This is a genomic window from Azospirillum lipoferum (assembly GCF_024170005.1).
Taxonomy (GTDB): Bacteria; Pseudomonadota; Alphaproteobacteria; order Azospirillales; family Azospirillaceae; genus Azospirillum; species Azospirillum lipoferum.
In genome coordinates this window covers 206,215-226,107 of the sequence record NZ_JALJXJ010000003.1, presented here as the reverse complement: position 1 = coordinate 226,107, position 19,893 = coordinate 206,215, and the positions used below count along the sequence as shown (strand labels likewise).

Sequence of the window (19,893 nt, the reverse complement as noted above, 5' to 3'; positions counted from 1 at the left end):
CTGCCGCCCTCTCCCCTCGGGGAGAGGACGGGGTGAGGGGGATGCATGGATTGGATTTATCGGGAGGGCTGAGGCGTCGCACTTCTTGTAAGCCACGCAGCGGCTCCCCCTCACCCTAACCCTCTCCCCGGGGAGGGAGAGGGGATCCTATGGAGGAACGATCAAACCCCCGCGCGCTTCGCCGACAGGCCGGACGGGGAGAGCAGGACTTCGCGCTTGCCCTGATGGTTGGCGGGGCCGACCACGCGCTCGGTTTCCATCCTCTCCACCAGCCGGGCGGCGCGGTTGTAACCGATCTGGAGCTGGCGCTGGATGAAGCTGACCGACACCTTGCCCTCGCGCACCACGAGGTTGACGGCCTGCATGTAGAGGTCGTCGCCGGTCGCAGCCGAACCACCCTCCTCGTCCTCCACCGCGGCGGCTTCCTCCTCCTCCTCGGTGATGGCGGTGACGTAGTTGGGAGCGCCCTGGGCCTTCACATACTGGACGATCTCCTCGACCTCCGAATCGGAGACGAAGGGGCCGTGGACGCGGGTGATGCGGCCGCCGCCCTGCATGTACAGCATGTCGCCCTGCCCCAGCAGCTGCTCCGCCCCGGCTTCGCCGAGGATGGTTCGGCTGTCGATCTTGCTGGTGACCTGGAAGCTGATGCGGGTCGGGAAGTTGGCCTTGATGGTGCCGGTGATGACGTCGACCGACGGGCGCTGCGTCGCCATGATCAGGTGGATGCCGGCAGCACGCGCCATCTGGGCCAGACGCTGGATCGCCGCCTCGATCTCCTTGCCGGCGACCAGCATCAGGTCGGCCATCTCGTCGACGATGACCACGATGTAGGGCAGCGGCGTCGGTTCCTGCGGCGTCAGGTCGAAGACGTTCTCCGGCTCGCCCGGCGCCGGAGTGCGGCGCGGCATCTTCTCGCCGGCGGCGATCATCTCCGCCATGCGGGCGTTGTAGCCCTCGATGTTGCGGACGCCCAGCTTGGACATCGCCTCGTAGCGGCTTTCCATCTCGCGCACCGCCCAGCGCAGCGCGACCACGGCCTTCTTCGGGTCGGTGACGACGGGGGTCAGCAGGTGCGGGATGCCGTCATAGACCGACAGCTCCAGCATCTTGGGATCGACCATGATGAAGCGGCAGCGCTCCGGCGGCAGCCGGTAGAGCAGCGACAGGATCATCGTGTTGATCGCCACCGACTTGCCCGACCCTGTGGTGCCGGCGACCAGCAGGTGCGGCATGCGGGCAAGGTCGGCCACCACCGGCTCGCCGCTGATGTCCTTGCCGAGCGCGATGGCGAGCTGCGCCGTGGTGTTGCGGAAGGCGTCGTGGTCGAAACTTTCGCGCAGGTAGACCATCTCGCGCACCGGGTTCGGCAGCTCGACGCCGATGACGCTGCGGCCGGGGACGATGGCGATGCGGGCGGTGACCACGCTCATCGAGCGGGCGATGTCGTCAGTCAGGTTGATGACGGTGGCCGACTTGGTGCCGGGTGCCGGCTCGAACTCGTACAGCGTCACCACCGGGCCGGGCCGGACGTCCATGATCTCGCCGCGGACGCGGAAGTTTTTCAGGACGGTTTCCAGCATCCGCGCGTTGCGGGCCAGCACCGACTCGTCATGCTGCTGCACCGGGCGCGGCGGCGGGGTCTGCAGCAGCGAGACGGTCGGCAGCGAATAGACCGCGGGATACTCCACCGGGGCGGCCGGGGCGCAGGGCACGGCCGGGGCGGCGGCGGGTGCTGCGGCTTCAGGCGCCGGGGCGGCCTCGCACGGAGCGGCGGGTGCTTCGGTCTCCGCCGGGTCGCGCGCCTCATAGGCCCATTCGACGCCCGACAGGAAGGCGAAGCCGGCGACCACCGCCAGCGCCTCGTCCGACAGGTTGGTGGAATAGACGGTGCCGGCACGCGGCGTGCCGGGCAGAACCTCGACATCCCACATCACGCGGCCGTCGGGGCGCGGGTTGGGGACGAGATTGAACGGGCGGCCGTTCAGTGCGCACCACAGATTGAACTCGTCGGCGGTCACCACGCCCGCCTGGGTGGGCGGGGCGGCAAGATGCGGCATACGCGGGCTCATGCCGAGGCTCCGGGCTTCTGAACGGTGAGGGGGACTGGACCGGAGGAATGGCCGCCTGACAGCGGTGGACGCGCCGCCAGTTCGCGCGGCGTCATCTCGTAGGCGGCGACCAGCAGCTTGTCGATGCTGACCCCGTCGCTGGACATCGGCAGAACCAGCCGTTCGAAGCTGCGGGTGCGCCCGCCGAAGACGGCAGTGTGGACACGGGCGACGGGCAGCCGTTCGCGGCGCACCGTCTCGTATTCCGGCTGGAGCAAGGCCCGCTGTTCCGGCGGCAGGTCGTCCAGCGTGGCGCCCAGGCGCGACTGGCCGAAGGCGGCGGTCAGCGCCTTGCCGTAATAGGAATAGACGAAGGTGCCGGATTCCTCCCCGATCACCTCGAAGACGGCGATGTTGTCCTTCCACGGCCGCAAATCGGCCGGGGCGATGCTGCTGGGGACCGGCGGACGGCCGGCGACGGATTTGGTGAGCCAGAATTCGAGCAGGCCGCTGAGATACGGCGTCGCCAGCTCGGTTCTTTCCTTGGTCATGACAATCGCAGCTGGACGGGCGGCGCTCCCGCGGAATGACGCCGCCGGAGCTTTCAAGAGCCGCCCGAACCATACCCGCAAGGGCCGGTGTGGCGCAACCGCAAGGGCCAAGCCCGGCAAGGGGGCCGTACCGCTGTGTTTACCGGCACTTCATCATGCGGCACAGGTCACGCCGGTGCCTCCCAGGCCGCAATAGCCGTTGGGATTCTTGGCGAGATACTGCTGGTGATAGCCTTCGGCGAAGTAGAAGGGCGGAGCCTCGCGGATCTCGGTGGTGATCGGGCCATAACCGGCCTGGGCCAGCCGCTCCTGATAGGCCGCCAGCGTCGCCTCCGCCGCCGCCTGCTGGGCGGGGCCGTGGGTGTAGACGGCGGAGCGGTACTGGGTACCGACGTCGTTGCCCTGGCGCATGCCCTGGGTCGGGTCGTGCGATTCCCAGAAGACGCGCAGCAGATCCTCGACCTTCACCATCGCCGGGTCGTAGACGACACGCACCGCCTCCGTATGGCCGGTGCGGCCGGAGCAGACCTCTTCATAGGTCGGGTTCGGGGTATGGCCGCCCTGATAGCCGACGGCGGTCACCCAGACGCCGGGAACCTGCCAGAACTTGCGCTCCGCCCCCCAGAAGCAGCCGAGCCCGAGGTCGATGACCTCCAGCCCCGGCGGATAGGGGCCGGTCAGGCGATGGCCGTTGACATGGTGCTGGTCGGGAACCGGAACGGGTTGGCTGCGGCCGGGCAGCGCCTCCTCCGGCGTCGGCAGCGTCGCCGGCTTGCGCAGAAAATGCCCCAGCATGGTCGGGTCTCCCATCATGACGATCCGTTGGAGGGACCTCTTATGTCGGGTGGCGGCCGGGCCGCGGCAAGATGGCACAGGGGGAGTCGAGGCGCCGGTGAACCTTCGGGCGGCTCCGCGCGTTTGAGCTTGTGACCTGCTGGGAACTTTAAAAAGGAGAGCCTTCATGGCCAGCACCACCGACGAGCGCCTGATCCAGTCCCTGATCGACCATGGCCGCCGCAACGGCAACCGGCTGAGCGCCGAGGCGCTGGGCGGCGTGTTGCCCGTCGACACCATGACGCCGGAGGAAACCGCCGCGGTGATCGAGCGGGTGGAAGCCGCTGGGGTCGAGGTCGAACTGGACGATTCCCGCCTGATGCAGGGCCGTCCGAATCCCGCGCTCGCGCGGCAGACCGGCGACTATCGCCGCGGCGATGGCGTCGTCGACATGGCGAGCCCGGCCGCCCCGGCGGTGTCGGCCCCTGGCGCGGTGCCCTCGCGTCATGGCTGGGCCGATGACATCGCGAATAGTCATGCCGGCGGCCACCATGGCGCCGCGCCCAGCTGGACGCGCAATGGCGTGGAACTGCTGCCGCTGGCGTCCGTCGCCCTGGTGGCGGTGGTGCTGATCGCGGCGCTCGGCTGAAGGCAGCCTTACCCAGCGGCCAGGGCGTGGATGAGGATGGCGGCGGTGGCAGCGACGTTCAGCGACTGGACGCGCCCGCTGCCGGGGATGGTCAGCACCGCCTCGCAGGCCGCCAGCGTGGCCGGCGGGATGCCGTCCTCCTCGTTGCCCAGCACGACCGCCGGCGGCTTGGCACCTTGCTTGCCGCGCCATCCCGTCAGCGCGCCGGCATCGACCGTCGGCCGGCTCTGGTCCAGCGCCGTGCCGAACACCCGGTGGCTGGCGCGCAGCCGCTTCAGCACGGCCGGCAGGGCGGGGGCGCGCTCCAGCGCCACCCATTCGAACCCGCCCTCGGCCACACGATAGGCGGCCTCCGACGGCAGGGCTTGGCCGGGATGGTCGGAGACCAGGACGCGGGGCAGGCCGAAGAAGGCGGCGGTACGCAGGATGGCGCCCAGATTGTGCGGGTTGCCGACGCCGTCCAGGATCAGCAGCGGCTCTGCCGCCCGGCGCGCGACCTCGGTGTCGAACAGCGGCAGCGTCCGCGGCGCCATCAGCGCCACCACCCCGCCATGCAGCACAGTGCCGGCGACCTTGGCCAACTCGTCGGCTTCCACCATGCGGTAGGGCTTGCGGGCCCCCGCCATCGCCTTGCAGTAGGCGCCCACCGCCGGCTTCAGCCGCTCTTCGAAGAACAGGCGCTCCACCCGCTCCGGCTCATGGGCGAACAGGGCGGAGACGGCGGCCAGCCCGGCGACGCGGAACAGCTTGCGCGATTCTGTGGGTTCCGGGGCGGATGAGGTGGCGGGGGCGGCGGTCCGGGAGCGGGCGCGGCTGGGATGGGGCGGGCGCCCGCGCGGAGGCATGGAGGTCCTGTCTGTCTGGAAGGAGGTGGCGGCTTACAGCAGCTTCACCACCAGGAAGCCGCCGATCAGCGCCACCGCGAACACGCTGGTGACGAGCGTCAGCCGCTTTTCGATGAAGGCGCGGATCGGCGGACCGAAGAAATACAGCAGTGCCGCCACCAGATAGAAGCGGATCGACCGCGAGATGATCGAGGCGCCGATGAACACCCACAGCGGCAGGTGCGCCACGCCGGCGGTGATGGTCAGCAGCTTGTAGGGGATGGGCGTCATGCCCTTGATGATCAGGATCTCCGCCCCGTATTCGACGAAGGTGTGGCGCAACTGCTCGAACTTGTCGGTCAGGTGATAGAACTCGATCACCCAGCGGCCGATCGTCTCGTACAGGAAATAGCCGATCATGTAGCCGGCGATGCCGCCGACCACCGAGGCCAGCGTGCAGATCGTCGCCAGCTTCCACGCCGCCTTGCGGTTGGCGATGACCATCGGCACCAGCAGCAGGTCCGGCGGCAGCGGGAAGAAGGAGCTTTCGGCGAAGGACACCCCGGCCAGCCAAGCGGTCGAATCCTTCGACGCGGCCTTGGCCATGGTCCAGTCGTAAAGGCGCTTCAGCATGAATGGGCGGTCCTTCGTCGCTGCCGTTGCGATGCACGAGGCATCTTTTAGGCGCGACGGTGCCGGTGCGCCAGTGCCCAATTCGATCGCCTCCGGACAGGGGGAGCCCGTCCGGAGGCGTTAGCCCGTTTCGGTCAATAGGGCCGGCAGAGCCGTTTCAGGCGGCGGCAGCGCCAGAGGGCAGAGCATTGGCATTGGCAGCGGGCAGCGCTGCCGGAACCTTACCCTTGCGCAGTTCGCCGCGCAGGCGCAACAGGTTGGCGACGGCGCAGAAGGCGTCCGACGCCATGGCGAAGGGCGACATCACCAACATGTTGTGGCTGACCCAGAAACCGCCGGCCACCAGCAAGAGTACGCGCATGCGCACCGCGTCCGACTGCCAGCGGGCCAGCGTGGAGAAGGTGATGCCCAGGCTGGACAGCGCCGACGGCAGGCCGGACCAGGTGAACAGCGCGATGGCGGCGATGCCCGGCACCGTCGCTGCGAAGATCGCCGTCTGCCAGCGGCTGCGCCCTTCCGGCAATGCCGCCAGCGCCTGCGCCACCACCAGCAGGCAGAGTGCGGCTGCGGTGTGCGCGCCCAGCAGCACATAGTGGGTGATGAACATCAGGTTGGTGGCGGCCTGCCCAGCCAGCAGGGCGCGGCGCTTCTTCATCAGCGGCCACAGGCACGAACCGGCGAAGGCGGCCGCACCGAAGGCGTCGGCGGCCGTGATGGGCAGGGGAAGGGACAGCATGGCGGGGGATCGGCTCGGGCAAAGGCATAGCGGTGCGGCGCCGCGGCTGCGGCCCGTCCGGATGCCGGGGAAGTTCGGAGGATGTGTTGTTGCCGTTCGGTCACGCTGGCGCCGAGCTGCAACAGAGCCATATGTAAGGCGGCTCGCCGCACCGCACCATCGGGCTTCCGGTCGCCCTGGGCTGCACCGGGCGCATGGAAGAAAAAACGGACGTCAGTGCTTTGGCAAGTTCTGACGGCGACCTGCGGCAGCGATGCCGGTCACTTGAGCAATAAATAGGCTGGACTCAGCTGGCCGGCGTTTCCATCCCGGCCTGTTTCTCCCCGGCGTCTTCCTCCTTCAGCATCTCGTCCAGCCAGCGCAGATGCGGTTCGGCGACCTTGCGCGCCTCTTCCTGCGTCTGACGGTAGCGGGCGACCACCTCCTGACCCAACGGGGTCAGGCCGGCGCCGCCACCCTCCCGCCCACCGACGCTGGTGCGGATCACCGGCTCGCGGAAAGCGGTGTTCATCGTCTCCACCAGGAACCAGGCGCGGCGGAAGGTCATGTCCAGCGACCGCGCGGCGGCGGAGATCGAGCCGGTGCGGTCAATGGCCTCCAGCAGGGCGATCTTGCCGGGGCCGATGGCGCCCGACGGGTGCAGGAAACGGACACGAAGGTCGGCAGGCATGGTGTTCCGATGCGAATCCGAAAGGGATAGGAACAACCATGTGGGGGGCGCCCTGCCGGTTCAAGCGGCAAGTGGGTCAATTGGGGAAGCCACCGATGGGGTGCGCGATTGGCCGCACCCCATCGGTGGCTTCCTCCGCTGTCGGGCGTTATTCCGCCCCGGCGGCCTCGGCGAGGCCCAGGAAGGCGGGCAGGTCGTGGGTGATGACGTAGGTGGGGATCGGCGCCAGGAAGTCGCGCATCCGGCCCTTTTCCATGAAGCGCTTGCGGAAGCGGGAGTGGGTGAACAGCGTGCCCAGCTTCGGCACGATGCCGCCGGCGATGTAGACGCCGCCGCGCGCGCCCAGCGTCAAAGCGAGGTTGCCGGCGACGGTGCCGAGCATGGCGCAGAACATCTCCACCGCCTCGACGCAATGGGGCTCGCTGCCGGCCAGGGCGTTGTCGGCCACCTGCGCAGGGGTGAGAGCCGCTGGTTCCCGCCCGTCCAGGATCGTCAGTGCGCTGTAGAGGTTGACGAGGCCCGGACCGGACAGCACCCGCTCGGCCGAGACATGCTCGAAGCTCTTGCGCAACTGGCCCAGAACGGCGCTCTCGCGATCGCTGATCGGCGCCATGGTGACATGGCCGCCCTCGCCCGACAGGGCGGTCCAGCGGTTGTTGGCGCCGGGCACCAGCCCCGACACGCCGAGCCCGCTTCCCGGCCCCAGCACGCCGACGACGGCCCCCGCCTGTGGCGCCCCTTCGCCGATCTGGCGCCGGTCCTCGTCGGCCAGGCGCGGTACCGACAGGGCGACGGCGGTGAAGTCGTTGATGACCACCAGCCCGTCCAGCCCCAAGGCGTCGCGCACCCGGTTGACGGAGAACTGCCAGACCAGATTGGTCATGGCGATGTGGTCACCGGTGACCGGTCCGGCCACCGCGAAGGCGCCGCGCCGCGGCCGGCCGGGGGTGCCGACCGCCGCAAGCCCGACCGCCGCCAGATAGGCGGTGGCCGCATCCTCGATCGAGGCATAATCGGCACAGCGCAGCACGCGGGTGTCGCGCACGATCCGCCCGTCGATCAGGCCGAAGCGGGCATTGGTGCCGCCGATGTCGGCGACCAGAATGGGGGCGGCAATGGGAGCAGCGTTACCGGCGGTGCCGGGAATGGCGGGGGAGAGGTCGGCGGCCATGGATCCGGGTCTGCGGTGGTGGTGGGCCGAGCGGATGCTCAGGTGACCGGAAAGTCATACGGTGCCCGGGTCAATGCGTCTACATAGCTTTCGCGCCACCAGCCGATGTCGTGCCGCCGCAAGGTCTGCATCAGGGCGGCGTGACGTTCCTTGCGCTCGCCCAGCGGCATGGTCAGCGCCCGTTGCAGCGCGTCGCCGACACCTTCGATGTCGAAGGGGTTGACGATCAGCGCCTCGCCCATCTCGTGGGCGGCGCCGGCGAACTGGGACAGCACCAGCACGCCCGGATTGTCGCTGTCCTGGCAGGCGACATACTCCTTGGCGACCAGATTCATGCCGTCGCGCAGCGGCGTCACCAGCCCGACATTGGCCAGCCGGTAGAAGCCGGCCAGAACGCGCTGGCCGAAGCTGCGGTTCAGGTAGCGGATCGGCTGCCAGTCGAATTCGGCGAAGCGGCCGTTGATGCGGCCGGCCATCTCCGACAGCTCGCGGCGGATGGCGATGTATTCCGGCACATCCTCCCGCGAGGGCGGGGCGACCTGGAGGAAGGAGACGCGGTTGCAGTGCTCCGGATAGCTTTCCAGAAGCTGTTCGAAGGCGGCGAAGCGTTGCGGCAGGCCCTTGGAATAGTCGAGCCGGTCAACGCCGATGATCAGGCGGCGGCCGACCAGGCTTTCGCGCAGCCGTTCGGCCTGGCGCGAGCGGCCGGCGGTGCGGGCCAGGCTTTCCAGCGCCGGGGTGTCGATGCTGATGGGAAAGACCTTCGCCAGCAGGGTGCGGCCGAAGGCGCGGATCATCGCCGTGCCGTAGGCGCCGCGCTGTTCCACCGTGCCGTCGGTTTCGGTGCGGATATAGTCGCAGAAGCCGCGCATGTCCGTTGCGGTGTGGAAGCCGACCAGATCGTAGGCGCACAGCTCGCGGATCAGGTCGCGGTGGTTGGGCAGGGCGGTCAGCAACTCCGGTGGCGGGAAGGGCGTGTGCAGGAAGAAGCCCATGCGCTGCGAACAGCCGCGGCGGCGCAGTTCGTCGCCGAAGGGGATCAGGTGATAGTCGTGGACCCAGACCATGTCGTCCGGGCGCAGCAGCGGCTCCAGCTTGTCGGCGAAATAGGCGTTGACCCGGGAATAGCCCTCGCGCGTGCGGCGGTTGACCGAGATCAGGCCCAGCCGGTAGTGGAACAGCGGCCATAAGGTCTGGTTGGCGAAGCCGTTGTAATACTCGTCGTGGTCGCGGCGGCCCAGGTCGAGCGTTGCGTAGGTCAGCTTGCCGGCGTCCGTCCGGGTCGGCTCCGCCTGCGAGTCGCCGTCGACGACGTTCCCGCTCCACCCGAACCAGATGCCGCCGGTCTTCTTCAGGGCTGCCAGGATGGCGACGGCGAGACCGCCGGCAGCCTGCTTGCCCTCTTCCATCAGGGCGACCCGGTTGGATACGACGACGAGCCTGCTCACGATCTTCTTCTCCTTATTGGCCGCCGGCAGGGCGCTCCGCAGTCCGCGCTGGCAGGGCCGACGTGGCGGACACCCGGTATGGGACCACTGCGAAACGACCAAGGGCGGCCTTGGTTCCGAGCCACAGCCGTCACGCTCAAGATAGCGGTCCGAAGGTCCGGCACCTTTTGTCCTTTGCGGCAGGCCATTCCACGGATGGTTATGCTGCGATGCAGCACATTCTGCCTGGCGCTATCCGGTTCGTGATACCTCCTACCCCGATTAACGCGATGTAATGAATGGGAAATTCTTTTTGGGCTTGAAGCTGGGAGGTGGCGCGCTCATATTGTGCAGTGCGGCAACGGTCGCGCCTTGGCGTGGACGTTGGCGTAACGCACTTCTTGGGCGTTTCCTCCCTAGACTGAAGGCCGCGGGTCCGCCCGCGGCCCTTTTTGCCTGATCGGGTCGGCGGGTCAGAGCGGACCCAGCCCATCCGGTGGCAGCAAACCCAGCGTGTCGACCAGTTCGGTCATGTGGCGGGCCAGGGTGTCCAGGTAGGGCAGGCGGGTCAGCGCCGCCTCGTCCATATAAAGGTCGCGGGCGATTTCGATCTGGAGCGTGTGGATGCCCTGGCGCGGCCGGCCGTAATGGCGGGTGGTGTAACCGCCGGCATAGGGGTTGTTGCGGCTGACGGCATAGCCCAGCCCGCGCAGGTAATCCTCCGCCGCGTCGATCACCGCCGGGGCGCAGGCATTGCCGAAACAATCGCCCAGCACGATGTCGGGATGGGTGCCGCCGCGCCCGCCGCGCCCAGCGATGGTGACGCTGCCCGACGGCATGGAATGGCAGTCGATCAGCAGTGCATGGCCGAAGGCGTCGCGGGTGGCGTCCACCAACTGGCGCAACGCGTTGTGATAGGGGGTGTAGCAGCGGCTGACGCGGTCCAGCGCCTCGGCGAAGTGTAGCTTGCCCTTATAGATGTCCTCGCCGTTGGCGACCACGCGGGCGATGGTGCCCAGCCCGGCCGCCACCCGGGGCGAACGGGTGTTGACATAGGCCGGCAGCGGATCGGCGAACATCTCCGGGTCCAGCTCGTACGCCTCGCGGTTGACGTCCAGGTAGGCGCGCGGGAACAGGGCGCGGATCAGCGGCACGCCGAAGCCGGGGGCGAAGGCGAAAATCTCGTCGACGAAGCAGTCCTCCGACTTGCGCAGCGCACGGGCATCCAGGCGGGACGCGGCGAGGAAGGCCGGAGAATAGGCGTTGCCGCTGTGCGGCGACGCCAGCACGAGCGGCAGCCTCTGGCTCTGCGGGGCCAGGATCTCGAAGGCCGGGGCGTTGGGCAGCGGAGCGTTGGCGGTCGGATCTGCACCGGCGCCGGCATCGCGTTGCGCGTCGAAGGAGGCGTCCATGGTCGAATGATGTAATGGACACAGGCGCGTCTGTCACGGGACCGGCCATTGCTCCGCCACCGGCCGATAAAAAAAGCGGTCTTGGCGATGAAAGGGCTTGCGTGTCGGCAAGGAGGTCGGTATACACCCGCCCACGCCGGACGGAACGATGCCAAGCGCTCTTTCACCGGTCGCTACAGTGGGCGGTTAGCTCAGCGGGAGAGCACTACGTTGACATCGTAGGGGTCACTGGTTCAATCCCAGTACCGCCCACCATTCTGAAGGCCGCGGACCGGAACGGGTCCGCGGCCTTCGCCATTTTGGGGCCGCCGCATCCCTTGGAAGGCTGCATATCTGAACTCTGCCTTTCCGGACCACAGCCCCTCGCCAGACTCCCCCCTGCGCCGTACCATCCGGTCGGCAAACAAAGCATCGGGAGGATCTTTCATGTCCGTCCATACCCAGCGCCGCAGCGGCCGGAGCCTTGCCGCAGCCATCGGCGCGGTATTGGTGTGTGCCGTTACCGTCCTGTCGTCTACCGGAGCCGTGGCCCAGATCGCTCCGTCGACTGCTGCGTCGGCACCGGCCGCCGCCCAGCATGCCGAAACATCCCGTCTTGATGCCGTACTGTCGGCCGGCACGCTGCGCGTGGGCACCACCGGCGACTACAAGCCCTTCACCTACCTGAACCCGCAGACCCAGAAGTTCGAGGGGATGGACATCGACCTCGCCGAAGCCATGGGCAAGGCGCTGGGCGTGAAGGTGGAGTTCGTGAAGACCAGTTGGAGCACCCTGCTGCCCGACCTGCTGGCGGACAAGTACGACATTGCCGTCGGCGGTGTTTCCGTGACGCTGGAGCGGCAGAAGAAGGCGCTGTTCTCCGCCCCGCTGATGCGCGACGGCAAGACGCCGATCACCCGCTGCGAGAACAAGGACCGTTTCCAGACCGTCGCCGACATCGACAAACCCGGTGTCCGCCTGATCGTCAACCCCGGCGGCACCAACGAGAAGTTTGCCCGCGCCAACATCCGCACGGCCCAGATCGAGGTGCATCCGGACAATGTCACGATCTTCGACCAGATCGTCGCCGGCAAGGCCGACCTGATGATCACGGATGCGGTGGAGACGCGGCTTCAGCAGAAGCTGCATCCGGAATTGTGCGCCGTCCATCCGGACCGGCCCTTCGACTTCTCGGAGAAGGCCTTCCTGCTGCCGCGCGACATCGTGCTGAAGCTGTGGGTCGATCAGTGGCTGCATCAGACGGTCGCCACCGGCCAGTATCAGGCGGTGTTCGACCGCTGGCTGAAATAGACGGGAGGAACCCCGCTGGATGCCGCGCGTGCCGCCAGCGCGCGGCGGCTGTCCTGCCGGACGCAAAATGCCGGTAAGGATGCCCAATCCCGGAGTTCGTCATCCATGGCCCGCTTAGAGTGTGATCGTTTCAAGCGATACCGCTTGAGACGTGAATCACACGGAAAACCAAAAGCCTAGAGTCTGTCTGGTGCTTCAATAAGCACCAGACAGACTCTAGGGAACAGTGTTCCAGGTTTCTTGCGAAAAGTCCGTCAGGACTTGCTGTATCCGATCCACAACCTCAGCCCATTGATGGAAAGCACTTTGCCGGAACATTCGGGTCGCCGGGTACCAGAGCAATTCACCCTCCGGGCCCGGCATCCATCGCCAATCCGCCTGCAACCATCCCATCATGCAGGTTTTCTTGCCCATGGCGCCAGCCAGATGGGCCAATGAGGTTTCGGAAGTTATCACAAGATCCAGCGATGCGATGATGGCCGCGGTATCCGCGAAATCCCTCATCTGCTCACCAAGATCCAGAACGTGGGGCGGCAAGGACACTTGATCCAAATCCTTCCGCCCGGCTCCGACCTGCAAGAGCACCGGCCGCCACCCCGGCGTATCGAGCAGCCGGCGAACCGGTCCCAGACGCGGTGACCGCAGGCGATCGTGCAGATAGTCGGGATTTCCCGCCCACGCCAAGCCGAACGACCGTTGCTCCCCGCCGGACAGCTTGGCACGCCAATACTCAATCCGATCCGGCGGCGCGGAAAGATAGGGTTGGCGGGGTAGGGTCAATGGCGTCACGCCTAGCACCTTCGGCAGCGACAAGAGCGGCAGCGCAGCGTCGGCGTGAATGACGTCCCCGAAGGGCTGCACCGTCATGTTGGCGATCTGTCCTCGCAGCAGGGGCACCAAGGGGGCGTGGACCTGCAGGACGACCTGTCTTGCCCGCGCTGCGGCCAAGGGCAGAAAACGGCAGAATGTCAGGACATCGCCGATGCCCTGCTCACCGGTCAGAGCCAGCACTCCGTCCGGCATGGGCGATCCATCCCATCGCTTGATCCGGGTGGCCCATTTGATCGGGGGGGACAAGCCCGGAATATGGGCGCGCGCCTCGCAATCCTCCCACGCCTTTTCCCAGTCGCCTGCCAGCAGACGCAGATTGCCCAGTTCGTAGCGGACGGACGCGGACCGGGGATCGACATCCGCAAGATGCCGGTACAGGTCCAGCGCCTCTCCACCCAAACTCATCAGGTTGGCGGACAGGGCGGCGTTGCTCAGCGCTCTGGCATGGCCTGGTTCCAGACACAGCGCTTGCCGATAGACCTTGAGCCCTCCCGACCGGTCGTCGGCCTTGTCCATTGCCACGGCAAGATTGTACCGATGGTCGGGATTGTCCGGCTGTTTCCGGCAGGCTGCGCTGAGCGAGGCGATGGCCTCCGACAATCGACCGGTTGCAGTCAGGACGATGCCGAGATTGGCTATTGCACTGGGCGAATTCGGAGACAGTGCCAGTTGCCGCCGCAACCACATCTCCGCCGCTCCCCTGTCCCCACGTTCGTGCAGGAGGACACCGAGGTTCTCGATGGCCGCGTCTCTGGCAGGATCGAGCGCAAGGGTGCGCCGCAGCCATCGGACGGCCTCGTCCCGCCGCCGGGTCTGAAGCAGCAGGGCGCCGAATCCGGCATACAGACCAATGTGCTGAACCTGCCCGACGACCGCTCGGTAATCCTCCTCGGCGCCGGACAGGTCGCCTGCCTTGTGACGTGCCATGGCGCGCATTGCCCGTTCGACCAGGCTCTGCGCCTGGTTAGCCTGTGAGTTGCTCATACCTTCCATCGTGAGCCGCCTTGGACCTGCAGGAGGACACATTCGCGGGGGAAACAGTCCGCATGGCGATATCTCCGCGGTGCAGGCATCATCGCTCGGTTCTTCCCCCGGCGCGAAGAGTGTCGCCGCAAGGGATTCCAACTTCCAGGGGAAACAGCGCTCCGCCATGCGGCAAGCACCATCGGCCGGGCAACCGGTTTCCACAGTCCGGGACCGGCTCCGGCTGGTAAACGGCGTGGCGGGATCTCCGACGAGGAGGCCGGCGATTTGATCTGAGGCCCGGTACAAAAGCATCAAGGGCCCGGCGATTTCTCGCCGAGCCCTTGATCGATTTGGTGGAGCCAAGGAGGATCGAACTCCTGACCTCTACAATGCCATTGTAGCGCTCTCCCAGCTGAGCTATGGCCCCTTTAACTCTGGGGGCCGGTCGTTTCCGTCCGGCCGTTGGTGGAGCGGGATAATAGTCAGGCAGCGGAGTGATGCAAGCGGAAAATTCGTCCTTTCGCGCTTTTTTTCACCACCCTGCCGGACCTCACGCTACCATCGGGAAGGGCGCCGGTCAGCGCTCCTCCTCGTCCTCGCCTTCGACGTCGACGACCTCGTCCATGTCGTCCTCGCCCAGTTCGGACGTGTCCTCGATCAGGACGTCGTCCTCATCCTCGGTGGTGTCGTCGGCTTCTTCGATGTCGTCGACGGACATGTCGTCCTCGACATCCTCCAGCTCCGGAGTCTCGGCCTCGGTCTCGACCTCTTCCTCGTCCTCGGCCACGACAGGCGCCTTCTTGGTGTCGTCGGCCGGGGCCGGGCGGGCCTTGCGGGACTTCAGCAGAGCCTCGGGGTCGAACTGCGCGCCACAACTCGGGCAGACCGGCGGGTCCTTGCGCATGTCATAGTAACGAGCGCCACAGCTCGGGCAGATGCGCTTGACGCCCCATTCGGGTTTGGCCACGCCACGTCCTCCGTCACAAAAATCAGGGGGGTTCTCAAGAGGCGCCCTTTGCCATGCCCTGCGGCTCTTGTCAAAAAAAAGATGAGACGGACCTGCGTCCGCGGTGCCGCAGGACCTGACGAAGCGGCAGCGGGAAGGAGGTATCCCGCCCGGGTAGGGGTTGCCTTTACACGACGTTAACCATAACTCGCTAGAACGGACCTGCACACCGTGCAACTCCTCCATTTGGTTTCCTCCTTGAACTCGGGGCCGCCTTCGGGCGGCCTCTTTTCATTTGTGCGTCGCACAAGTCCCGGAGAGGACGGCAACGAGGTCCATCCTCTCGCATCGGGGCGGGGGCTGTGATAGGAACGGCGGCCACAACCGCTTTCCGTTCCGATCCGAAGGACCCGTCCCATGACGCACGCAAGGCCGCTGCGCTCCACCACCACCGGCGCGATCCGGGGCAGCATCCGTGTGCCCGGCGACAAGTCGATCTCGCACCGGTCGCTGATGCTGGGCGCCATCGCCGTGGGCGAGACGGTGATCCATGGCCTGCTGGAGGGAGAGGACGTGCTGCACACCGCGGCTGCCATGCGCCTGCTGGGGGCCGAGGCGGAGCGGAGCGACGACGGCATCTGGCGCGTACGCGGCGTCGGGCTGGGTGCGTTGCAGGAACCGGCGCAGGTGCTGGACATGGGCAACAGCGGCACCGCCGCCCGCCTGCTGATGGGGCTGGTCGCCGGCCACCCGATCACCTGCGTTTTCACCGGTGACGCCTCGCTGAACAAACGCCCCATGGCCCGCGTCACCAAGCCGCTGGAGGAGATGGGCGCCCGCTTCGTCGGCCGCTCCGGCGGACGCCTGCCGCTGACCGTGGTCGGCAGCGGCGAACTGGTTCCGATCACCTATCGCCTGCCGGTGGCGTCGGCCCAGGTGAAGTCGGCGATCCTGCTGGCCGGCCTGAACACCGCCGGTGCCACCACGGTGATCGAGGCGGAGCCGACGCGCGACCACACCGAACTGATGCTGCGCCATTTCGGCGCCACCGTGACCACCCAGCGGTTGGAGGACGGCGCGCTGGCCGTCACCGTCACCGGTCAGCCGGAGTTGACCGGCCGCACCATCCATGTGCCGGCCGATCCCAGCAGCGCCGCCTTCCCGGCGGTCGCCGCCCTGCTGCGGCCGGGGTCGGATCTGCTGCTGAACGATGTCGGCATGAACCCGCGCCGCACCGGCCTCTACGATACGCTGGTGGAGATGGGGGCCGACATCGCTTTCGAGAACCGCCGCGACCAGGCTGGCGAGCCGGTCGCCGATCTGCGGGTGAAGCACAGTGCCCTGAAGGGCATCGTGGTGCCGGCCGACCGCGCGCCGAGCATGATCGACGAATACCCGGTCCTGGCCGCCGCCGCAGCCTGTGCGGAAGGCACCACAGTGATGCTGGGCCTGAAGGAACTGCGGGTGAAGGAGAGCGACCGCCTTGCCATGGTGGCGGAAGGCCTGACCCGCTGCGGTGTATCGGTCGAGGTCGGCGCCGACGACAGCCTGACGGTCCATGGCACCGGCAAGCCGCCGAAGGGTGGCGCCGCCGTCCTCACCGCCATGGACCACCGCATCGCCATGAGTTTCCTGGTGCTGGGCATGGCGACGGAACAGCCGGTGTCGGTCGACGACGGTGCCTTCATCGACACCAGCTTCCCCGGTTTCGTCGGGCTGATGAACGGACTCGGCGCCGCGATCATGGAGGCGTGAGGCGATGACGCAGCCGCTTTCCAACCAGGAGCCATCCCGGGAGCCATTGGCCAAGGCGGTCGTCGTCGCCATCGACGGCCCGGCCGCCAGCGGCAAGGGTACCCTGTCGCAGCGCATCGCCGACGCGTTCGGCTTCGCGCATCTCGACACCGGCGTGCTGTACCGTGCGGTCGGCGTCTCGGTTCTGCGGGCCGGCGGCGATCCGTCCGACAATGCGGCGGCCGCGCGCGCGGCCTATGAGCTGTACCCCGAGCACCCGATCCTCCAGGAAGTGGCTCTGCGCACTGACGAGGCGGCGCAGGCAGCCAGCAAGGTGGCGGCGGTACCGGAGGTGCGGGCGGCCCTTCTCGACTTCCAGCGGCGCTTCGCCGCCCATCCGCCGGGCGGTGCGCCGGGGGCGGTTCTCGACGGGCGCGATATCGGAACAGTGGTCTGCCCCGATGCCCAGGCCAAACTGTTCGTTACCGCTTCGGTGGAGGTCCGGGCCGAACGGCGACTCAAGGAGTTGCAGAGACGGGGGATTCCGGCTATATCCTCCGATGTCCTGGAGGACATGAAGGCTCGTGATGCGCGTGACAGCCAGAGAGCGGTGGCCCCGCTCCGTCCGGCTGTCGACGCTTTTGTGCTTGATACTTCCGCTCTCGACGCCGACCAGGTGTTCTCGATGGCGGTCGCTCACATCGGCTCGAAGACCGGTCTGAAGCCAGCGGCGTGACGCCGCGGTTCCGGCGGTCGGAAGCGGCGCGGGCGGGTCCGACGCCCTCCATGGAAAACCATCAACCAAGTCGCCGGGCGTGGTGCCCGGCGCGGCGGTTCGGTCGAGGCCCCACCCGTTTTGCCGCGGGCGGGACCGGAACGGGATCGCTTTCGCGCCACCTTTAGGAGTTTCAATGGCACAGTCACTGGCCCGCACGGTCGAAAAGGAAAGCTTCGCGTCTCTGCTTGAAGAGTCGCTGGGCGCGGCCGAGTCGCTCGAAGGTACGGTCGTCAAGGGACGCGTCGTCGCCGTCGAGAACGACATGGTCACCATCGACGTCGGTCTGAAGTCGGAAGGCCGCGTCGCGCTGAAGGAATTCGCCGTTGCCGGCCAGCCGCCCGAGCTGAAGGCGGGCGACACCGTCGAGGTCTACCTCGAGCGGATGGAAGACAAGAACGGCGAAGCGATGCTGAGCCGTGAGAAGGCGAAGCGCGAAGAGGCCTGGGCCCTGCTGGAGAAGTCGTTCAACGACCAGACCCGCGTCACCGGCGTCATCTTCGGCCGCGTCAAGGGCGGCTTCACGGTCGACCTGTCGGGCGCCGTTGCCTTCCTGCCGGGTTCGCAGGTTGACATCCGTCCGGTCCGCGACATCTCCCCGCTGCTGGGCACCCCGCAGCCGTTCCAGATCCTGAAGATGGACCGCTCGCGCGGCAACATCGTCGTGTCGCGCCGCGCCGTGCTCGAAGAGAGCCGTGCGGAGGCCCGTTCGGAGCTGGTGGCCAACCTCAAGGAAGGCCAGATCCTCCAGGGCGTCGTCAAGAACATCACCGACTACGGTGCGTTCGTCGACCTGGGCGGCGTGGACGGCCTGCTGCACGTCACCGACATCGCGTGGCGCCGCATCAACCATCCGTCGGAAGCCCTGCAGATCGGCCAGACCGTCACGGTCCAGGTCATCCGCTTCAACCCGGAAACCCAGCGCATCAGCCTGGGCATGAAGCAGCTCGAGGCCGACCCGTGGGAAGGCGTCGAGGCGAAGTATCCGGTGGGCGCCAAGTTCAAGGGCCGCGTCACCAACATCACCGACTACGGCGCCTTCGTGGAGCTGGAGCCGGGGATCGAGGGCCTGGTCCACGTGTCGGAAATGTCCTGGACCAAGAAGAACGTCCATCCGGGCAAGATCGTGTCGACTTCGCAGGAAGTCGAGGTCATGGTCCTGGACGTCGATCCGCAGAAGCGCCGCATCAGCCTCGGCCTGAAGCAGTGCCTGGACAACCCGTGGGAGACCTTCACCGACAAGTTCGGTCCTGGCACCGAGCTGGAAGGCGAAGTCAAGAACATCACCGAGTTCGGTCTGTTCGTCGGCCTGCCGGGCGATATCGACGGCATGGTCCACATGTCCGATCTCGACTGGAACAAGTCGGGTGAAGAGGCGATCGCCGAGTACAAGAAGGGCGACCGCGTCAAGGTCAAGGTTCTCGATGTCGACGTCGAGAAGGAGCGCATCAGCCTCGGCATCAAGCAGCTGGCCAGCGATCCGTTCGAGTCGGCCACTGCCGGCCTGAAGAAGAACGAGGTCGTGACCTGCACCGTGACGCAGGTGACGGACGGCGGCATCGAAGTGACCGTCGGCGAGGGCTACACCGGCTTCATCCGCAAGTCGGACCTGTCCCGCGACCGTTCCGAACAGCGCCCGGACCGTTTCGCCGTCGGCGAGAAGGTCGACGCCAAGGTCACCCAGATCGACCGCGCTTCCCGCCGCATCTCGCTGTCCATCAAGGCTCGCGAGATGGAGGAGGAGAAGCAGGCGATGGCCGAGTTCGGTTCGTCCGACTCGGGCGCCTCGCTGGGCGATATCCTGGGCGCCGCTCTGAAGCGCAAGCAGCAGAACGACGAGTGATCGCCTGACGCCGTTCTCCCCTGTGGCAACATGGGGGAGGGGGCTCGTGATCTCCCGGAAGAGTAAGAGAAAGGCCGCGTCCCGTTTGGGGCGCGGCCTTTTTCGTCGTTCCCTTTGCTAATGCCGCCGCGGTTCCGGGCTGCGGGTCAGGGACGTGATGCTGTCGTCGTAGCGGAACTCCGGCATGTCGCGGACGCTGGCGGCTGTCACCTCGCGCAGATGGATCGCCTCTGTGCCGGTGCGGAGGTCGGCCAGGGTCAGGTCGGCTGCGATGTCCTTGCCGCCGAAGCCCAATAGGCCGCCTGAATGGATGACGATGTATTGGGCCTCGCCCTTGTCGTCGAGGATCACGTCGGTGACGGTGCCGATCTTCGATCCGTCGGCGCCGACGACGCTGCGATTCATCAACTGGTCTACGCTGGGCCCGGTCTTGCGCTCCACCGCCGCACCGACGGCCGGAGTCGAACCGTTGATGATGACGGTCTGGGCGGTGGTCCCCATCGGAGTCGCCATGCCGACCAGCAGTGTCAGCGCGGGCAATGTGAACCACATCTTGTGGGTGATCTTCAGCATAGGCGCCTCTCCTCCCCCAAGGATCGCGTAGGATCCA

At 67.2% G+C, this 19,893-nt stretch carries 17 protein-coding genes, 2 tRNA genes and 1 pseudogene; 6 read left to right on the top strand and 14 right to left on the bottom strand.

Features of this window, described 5'->3' with window-relative positions:
* Positions 1 to 161 precede the first annotated feature (161 nt).
* The 3 genes from J2848_RS08445 to msrA all read right to left on the bottom strand — a co-directional run bounded on the left by J2848_RS08445 (position 162) and on the right by msrA (position 3,397).
* Complete coding sequence (locus J2848_RS08445; RefSeq protein WP_149229440.1) at positions 162 to 2,072, bottom strand: DNA translocase FtsK; 1,911 nt, start codon at positions 2,070 to 2,072, stop codon at positions 162 to 164.
* On the bottom strand, positions 2,069 to 2,602 hold the full coding sequence (locus tag J2848_RS08440; RefSeq protein ID WP_149229441.1) for a PAS domain-containing protein: 534 nt from the start codon (positions 2,600 to 2,602) through the stop codon (positions 2,069 to 2,071). The genes J2848_RS08445 and J2848_RS08440 overlap by 4 nt, the downstream gene beginning before the upstream one ends.
* Positions 2,603 to 2,755: 153 nt before the next feature.
* A complete protein-coding gene (msrA, locus tag J2848_RS08435) occupies positions 2,756 to 3,397 on the bottom strand; it encodes a peptide-methionine (S)-S-oxide reductase MsrA (protein WP_149230410.1) in 642 nt (213 codons plus the stop codon).
* Between the two features lie 166 nt (positions 3,398 to 3,563).
* Here msrA and J2848_RS08430 point away from each other — a divergent pair, with 166 nt between their 5' ends.
* Complete coding sequence (locus J2848_RS08430) at positions 3,564 to 4,025, top strand: hypothetical protein (protein WP_149229442.1); 462 nt, start codon at positions 3,564 to 3,566, stop codon at positions 4,023 to 4,025.
* An 8-nt stretch (positions 4,026 to 4,033) separates the two neighbouring features.
* On the opposite strand, the gene J2848_RS08425 is transcribed toward J2848_RS08430, so the two are convergent.
* The 7 genes from J2848_RS08425 to J2848_RS08395 all read right to left on the bottom strand — a co-directional run bounded on the left by J2848_RS08425 (position 4,034) and on the right by J2848_RS08395 (position 10,898).
* A complete protein-coding gene (locus J2848_RS08425; protein WP_149229443.1) occupies positions 4,034 to 4,870 on the bottom strand; it encodes a TrmH family RNA methyltransferase in 837 nt (278 codons plus the stop codon).
* 33 nt (positions 4,871 to 4,903) lie between these two features.
* Complete coding sequence (locus J2848_RS08420) at positions 4,904 to 5,482, bottom strand: YqaA family protein (RefSeq protein WP_085090362.1); 579 nt, start codon at positions 5,480 to 5,482, stop codon at positions 4,904 to 4,906.
* 157 nt (positions 5,483 to 5,639) lie between these two features.
* Positions 5,640 to 6,218, bottom strand: a complete 579-nt coding sequence (locus J2848_RS08415; RefSeq protein WP_149229444.1) for a YgjV family protein — start codon at positions 6,216 to 6,218, stop codon at positions 5,640 to 5,642.
* A gap of 286 nt (positions 6,219 to 6,504) precedes the next feature.
* A complete protein-coding gene (locus J2848_RS08410) occupies positions 6,505 to 6,888 on the bottom strand; it encodes a winged helix-turn-helix domain-containing protein (RefSeq protein WP_149229445.1) in 384 nt (127 codons plus the stop codon).
* Positions 6,889 to 7,036: 148 nt separating this feature from the next.
* Positions 7,037 to 8,059: a glucokinase gene (locus J2848_RS08405; RefSeq protein ID WP_149229446.1), complete on the bottom strand. Its 1,023-nt coding sequence runs from the start codon at positions 8,057 to 8,059 to the stop codon at positions 7,037 to 7,039.
* A gap of 38 nt (positions 8,060 to 8,097) precedes the next feature.
* Entirely contained in the window at positions 8,098 to 9,507 is a 1,410-nt protein-coding gene (otsA, locus tag J2848_RS08400) for an alpha,alpha-trehalose-phosphate synthase (UDP-forming) (RefSeq protein ID WP_149229447.1), read from the bottom strand.
* A 452-nt stretch (positions 9,508 to 9,959) separates the two neighbouring features.
* Positions 9,960 to 10,898, bottom strand: a complete 939-nt coding sequence (locus J2848_RS08395) for an N-formylglutamate amidohydrolase (RefSeq protein ID WP_149229448.1) — start codon at positions 10,896 to 10,898, stop codon at positions 9,960 to 9,962.
* 180 nt (positions 10,899 to 11,078) lie between these two features.
* Here J2848_RS08395 and J2848_RS08390 point away from each other — a divergent pair.
* Both J2848_RS08390 and J2848_RS08385 read left to right on the top strand, forming a co-directional pair.
* Positions 11,079 to 11,153, top strand: a tRNA-Val gene (locus J2848_RS08390).
* A 171-nt stretch (positions 11,154 to 11,324) separates the two neighbouring features.
* Complete coding sequence (locus tag J2848_RS08385; RefSeq protein WP_149229449.1) at positions 11,325 to 12,188, top strand: transporter substrate-binding domain-containing protein; 864 nt, start codon at positions 11,325 to 11,327, stop codon at positions 12,186 to 12,188.
* A gap of 1,356 nt (positions 12,189 to 13,544) precedes the next feature.
* Here the strand turns inward: J2848_RS08385 and J2848_RS36280 are convergent.
* The 3 genes and pseudogenes from J2848_RS36280 to J2848_RS08370 all read right to left on the bottom strand — a co-directional run.
* Positions 13,545 to 13,946, bottom strand: a pseudogene (locus tag J2848_RS36280) (tetratricopeptide repeat protein); the annotation flags it as partial.
* 390 nt (positions 13,947 to 14,336) lie between these two features.
* Positions 14,337 to 14,412: transfer RNA gene (locus J2848_RS08375), tRNA-Ala, on the bottom strand.
* Between the two features lie 150 nt (positions 14,413 to 14,562).
* A complete protein-coding gene (locus tag J2848_RS08370; protein WP_149229451.1) occupies positions 14,563 to 14,952 on the bottom strand; it encodes a TIGR02300 family protein in 390 nt (129 codons plus the stop codon).
* A 396-nt stretch (positions 14,953 to 15,348) separates the two neighbouring features.
* On the opposite strand from J2848_RS08370, the gene aroA reads away from it, so the two are divergent.
* The 3 genes from aroA (at position 15,349) to rpsA (ending at position 19,283) form a co-directional block, all read left to right on the top strand.
* Positions 15,349 to 16,686, top strand: a complete 1,338-nt coding sequence (gene aroA, locus J2848_RS08365) for a 3-phosphoshikimate 1-carboxyvinyltransferase (RefSeq protein WP_149229452.1) — start codon at positions 15,349 to 15,351, stop codon at positions 16,684 to 16,686.
* A gap of 4 nt (positions 16,687 to 16,690) precedes the next feature.
* On the top strand, positions 16,691 to 17,401 hold the full coding sequence (gene cmk, locus J2848_RS08360) for a (d)CMP kinase (protein ID WP_149229453.1): 711 nt from the start codon (positions 16,691 to 16,693) through the stop codon (positions 17,399 to 17,401).
* A gap of 175 nt (positions 17,402 to 17,576) precedes the next feature.
* Entirely contained in the window at positions 17,577 to 19,283 is a 1,707-nt protein-coding gene (gene rpsA, locus J2848_RS08355) for a 30S ribosomal protein S1 (RefSeq protein ID WP_042694362.1), read from the top strand.
* 117 nt (positions 19,284 to 19,400) lie between these two features.
* Here the strand turns inward: rpsA and J2848_RS08350 are convergent, their stop codons facing one another.
* Positions 19,401 to 19,856 (bottom strand): PRC-barrel domain-containing protein, encoded by a 456-nt coding sequence (locus J2848_RS08350; protein WP_149229454.1) that lies wholly within the window; start codon positions 19,854 to 19,856, stop codon positions 19,401 to 19,403.
* Positions 19,857 to 19,893: the final 37 nt, after the last annotated feature.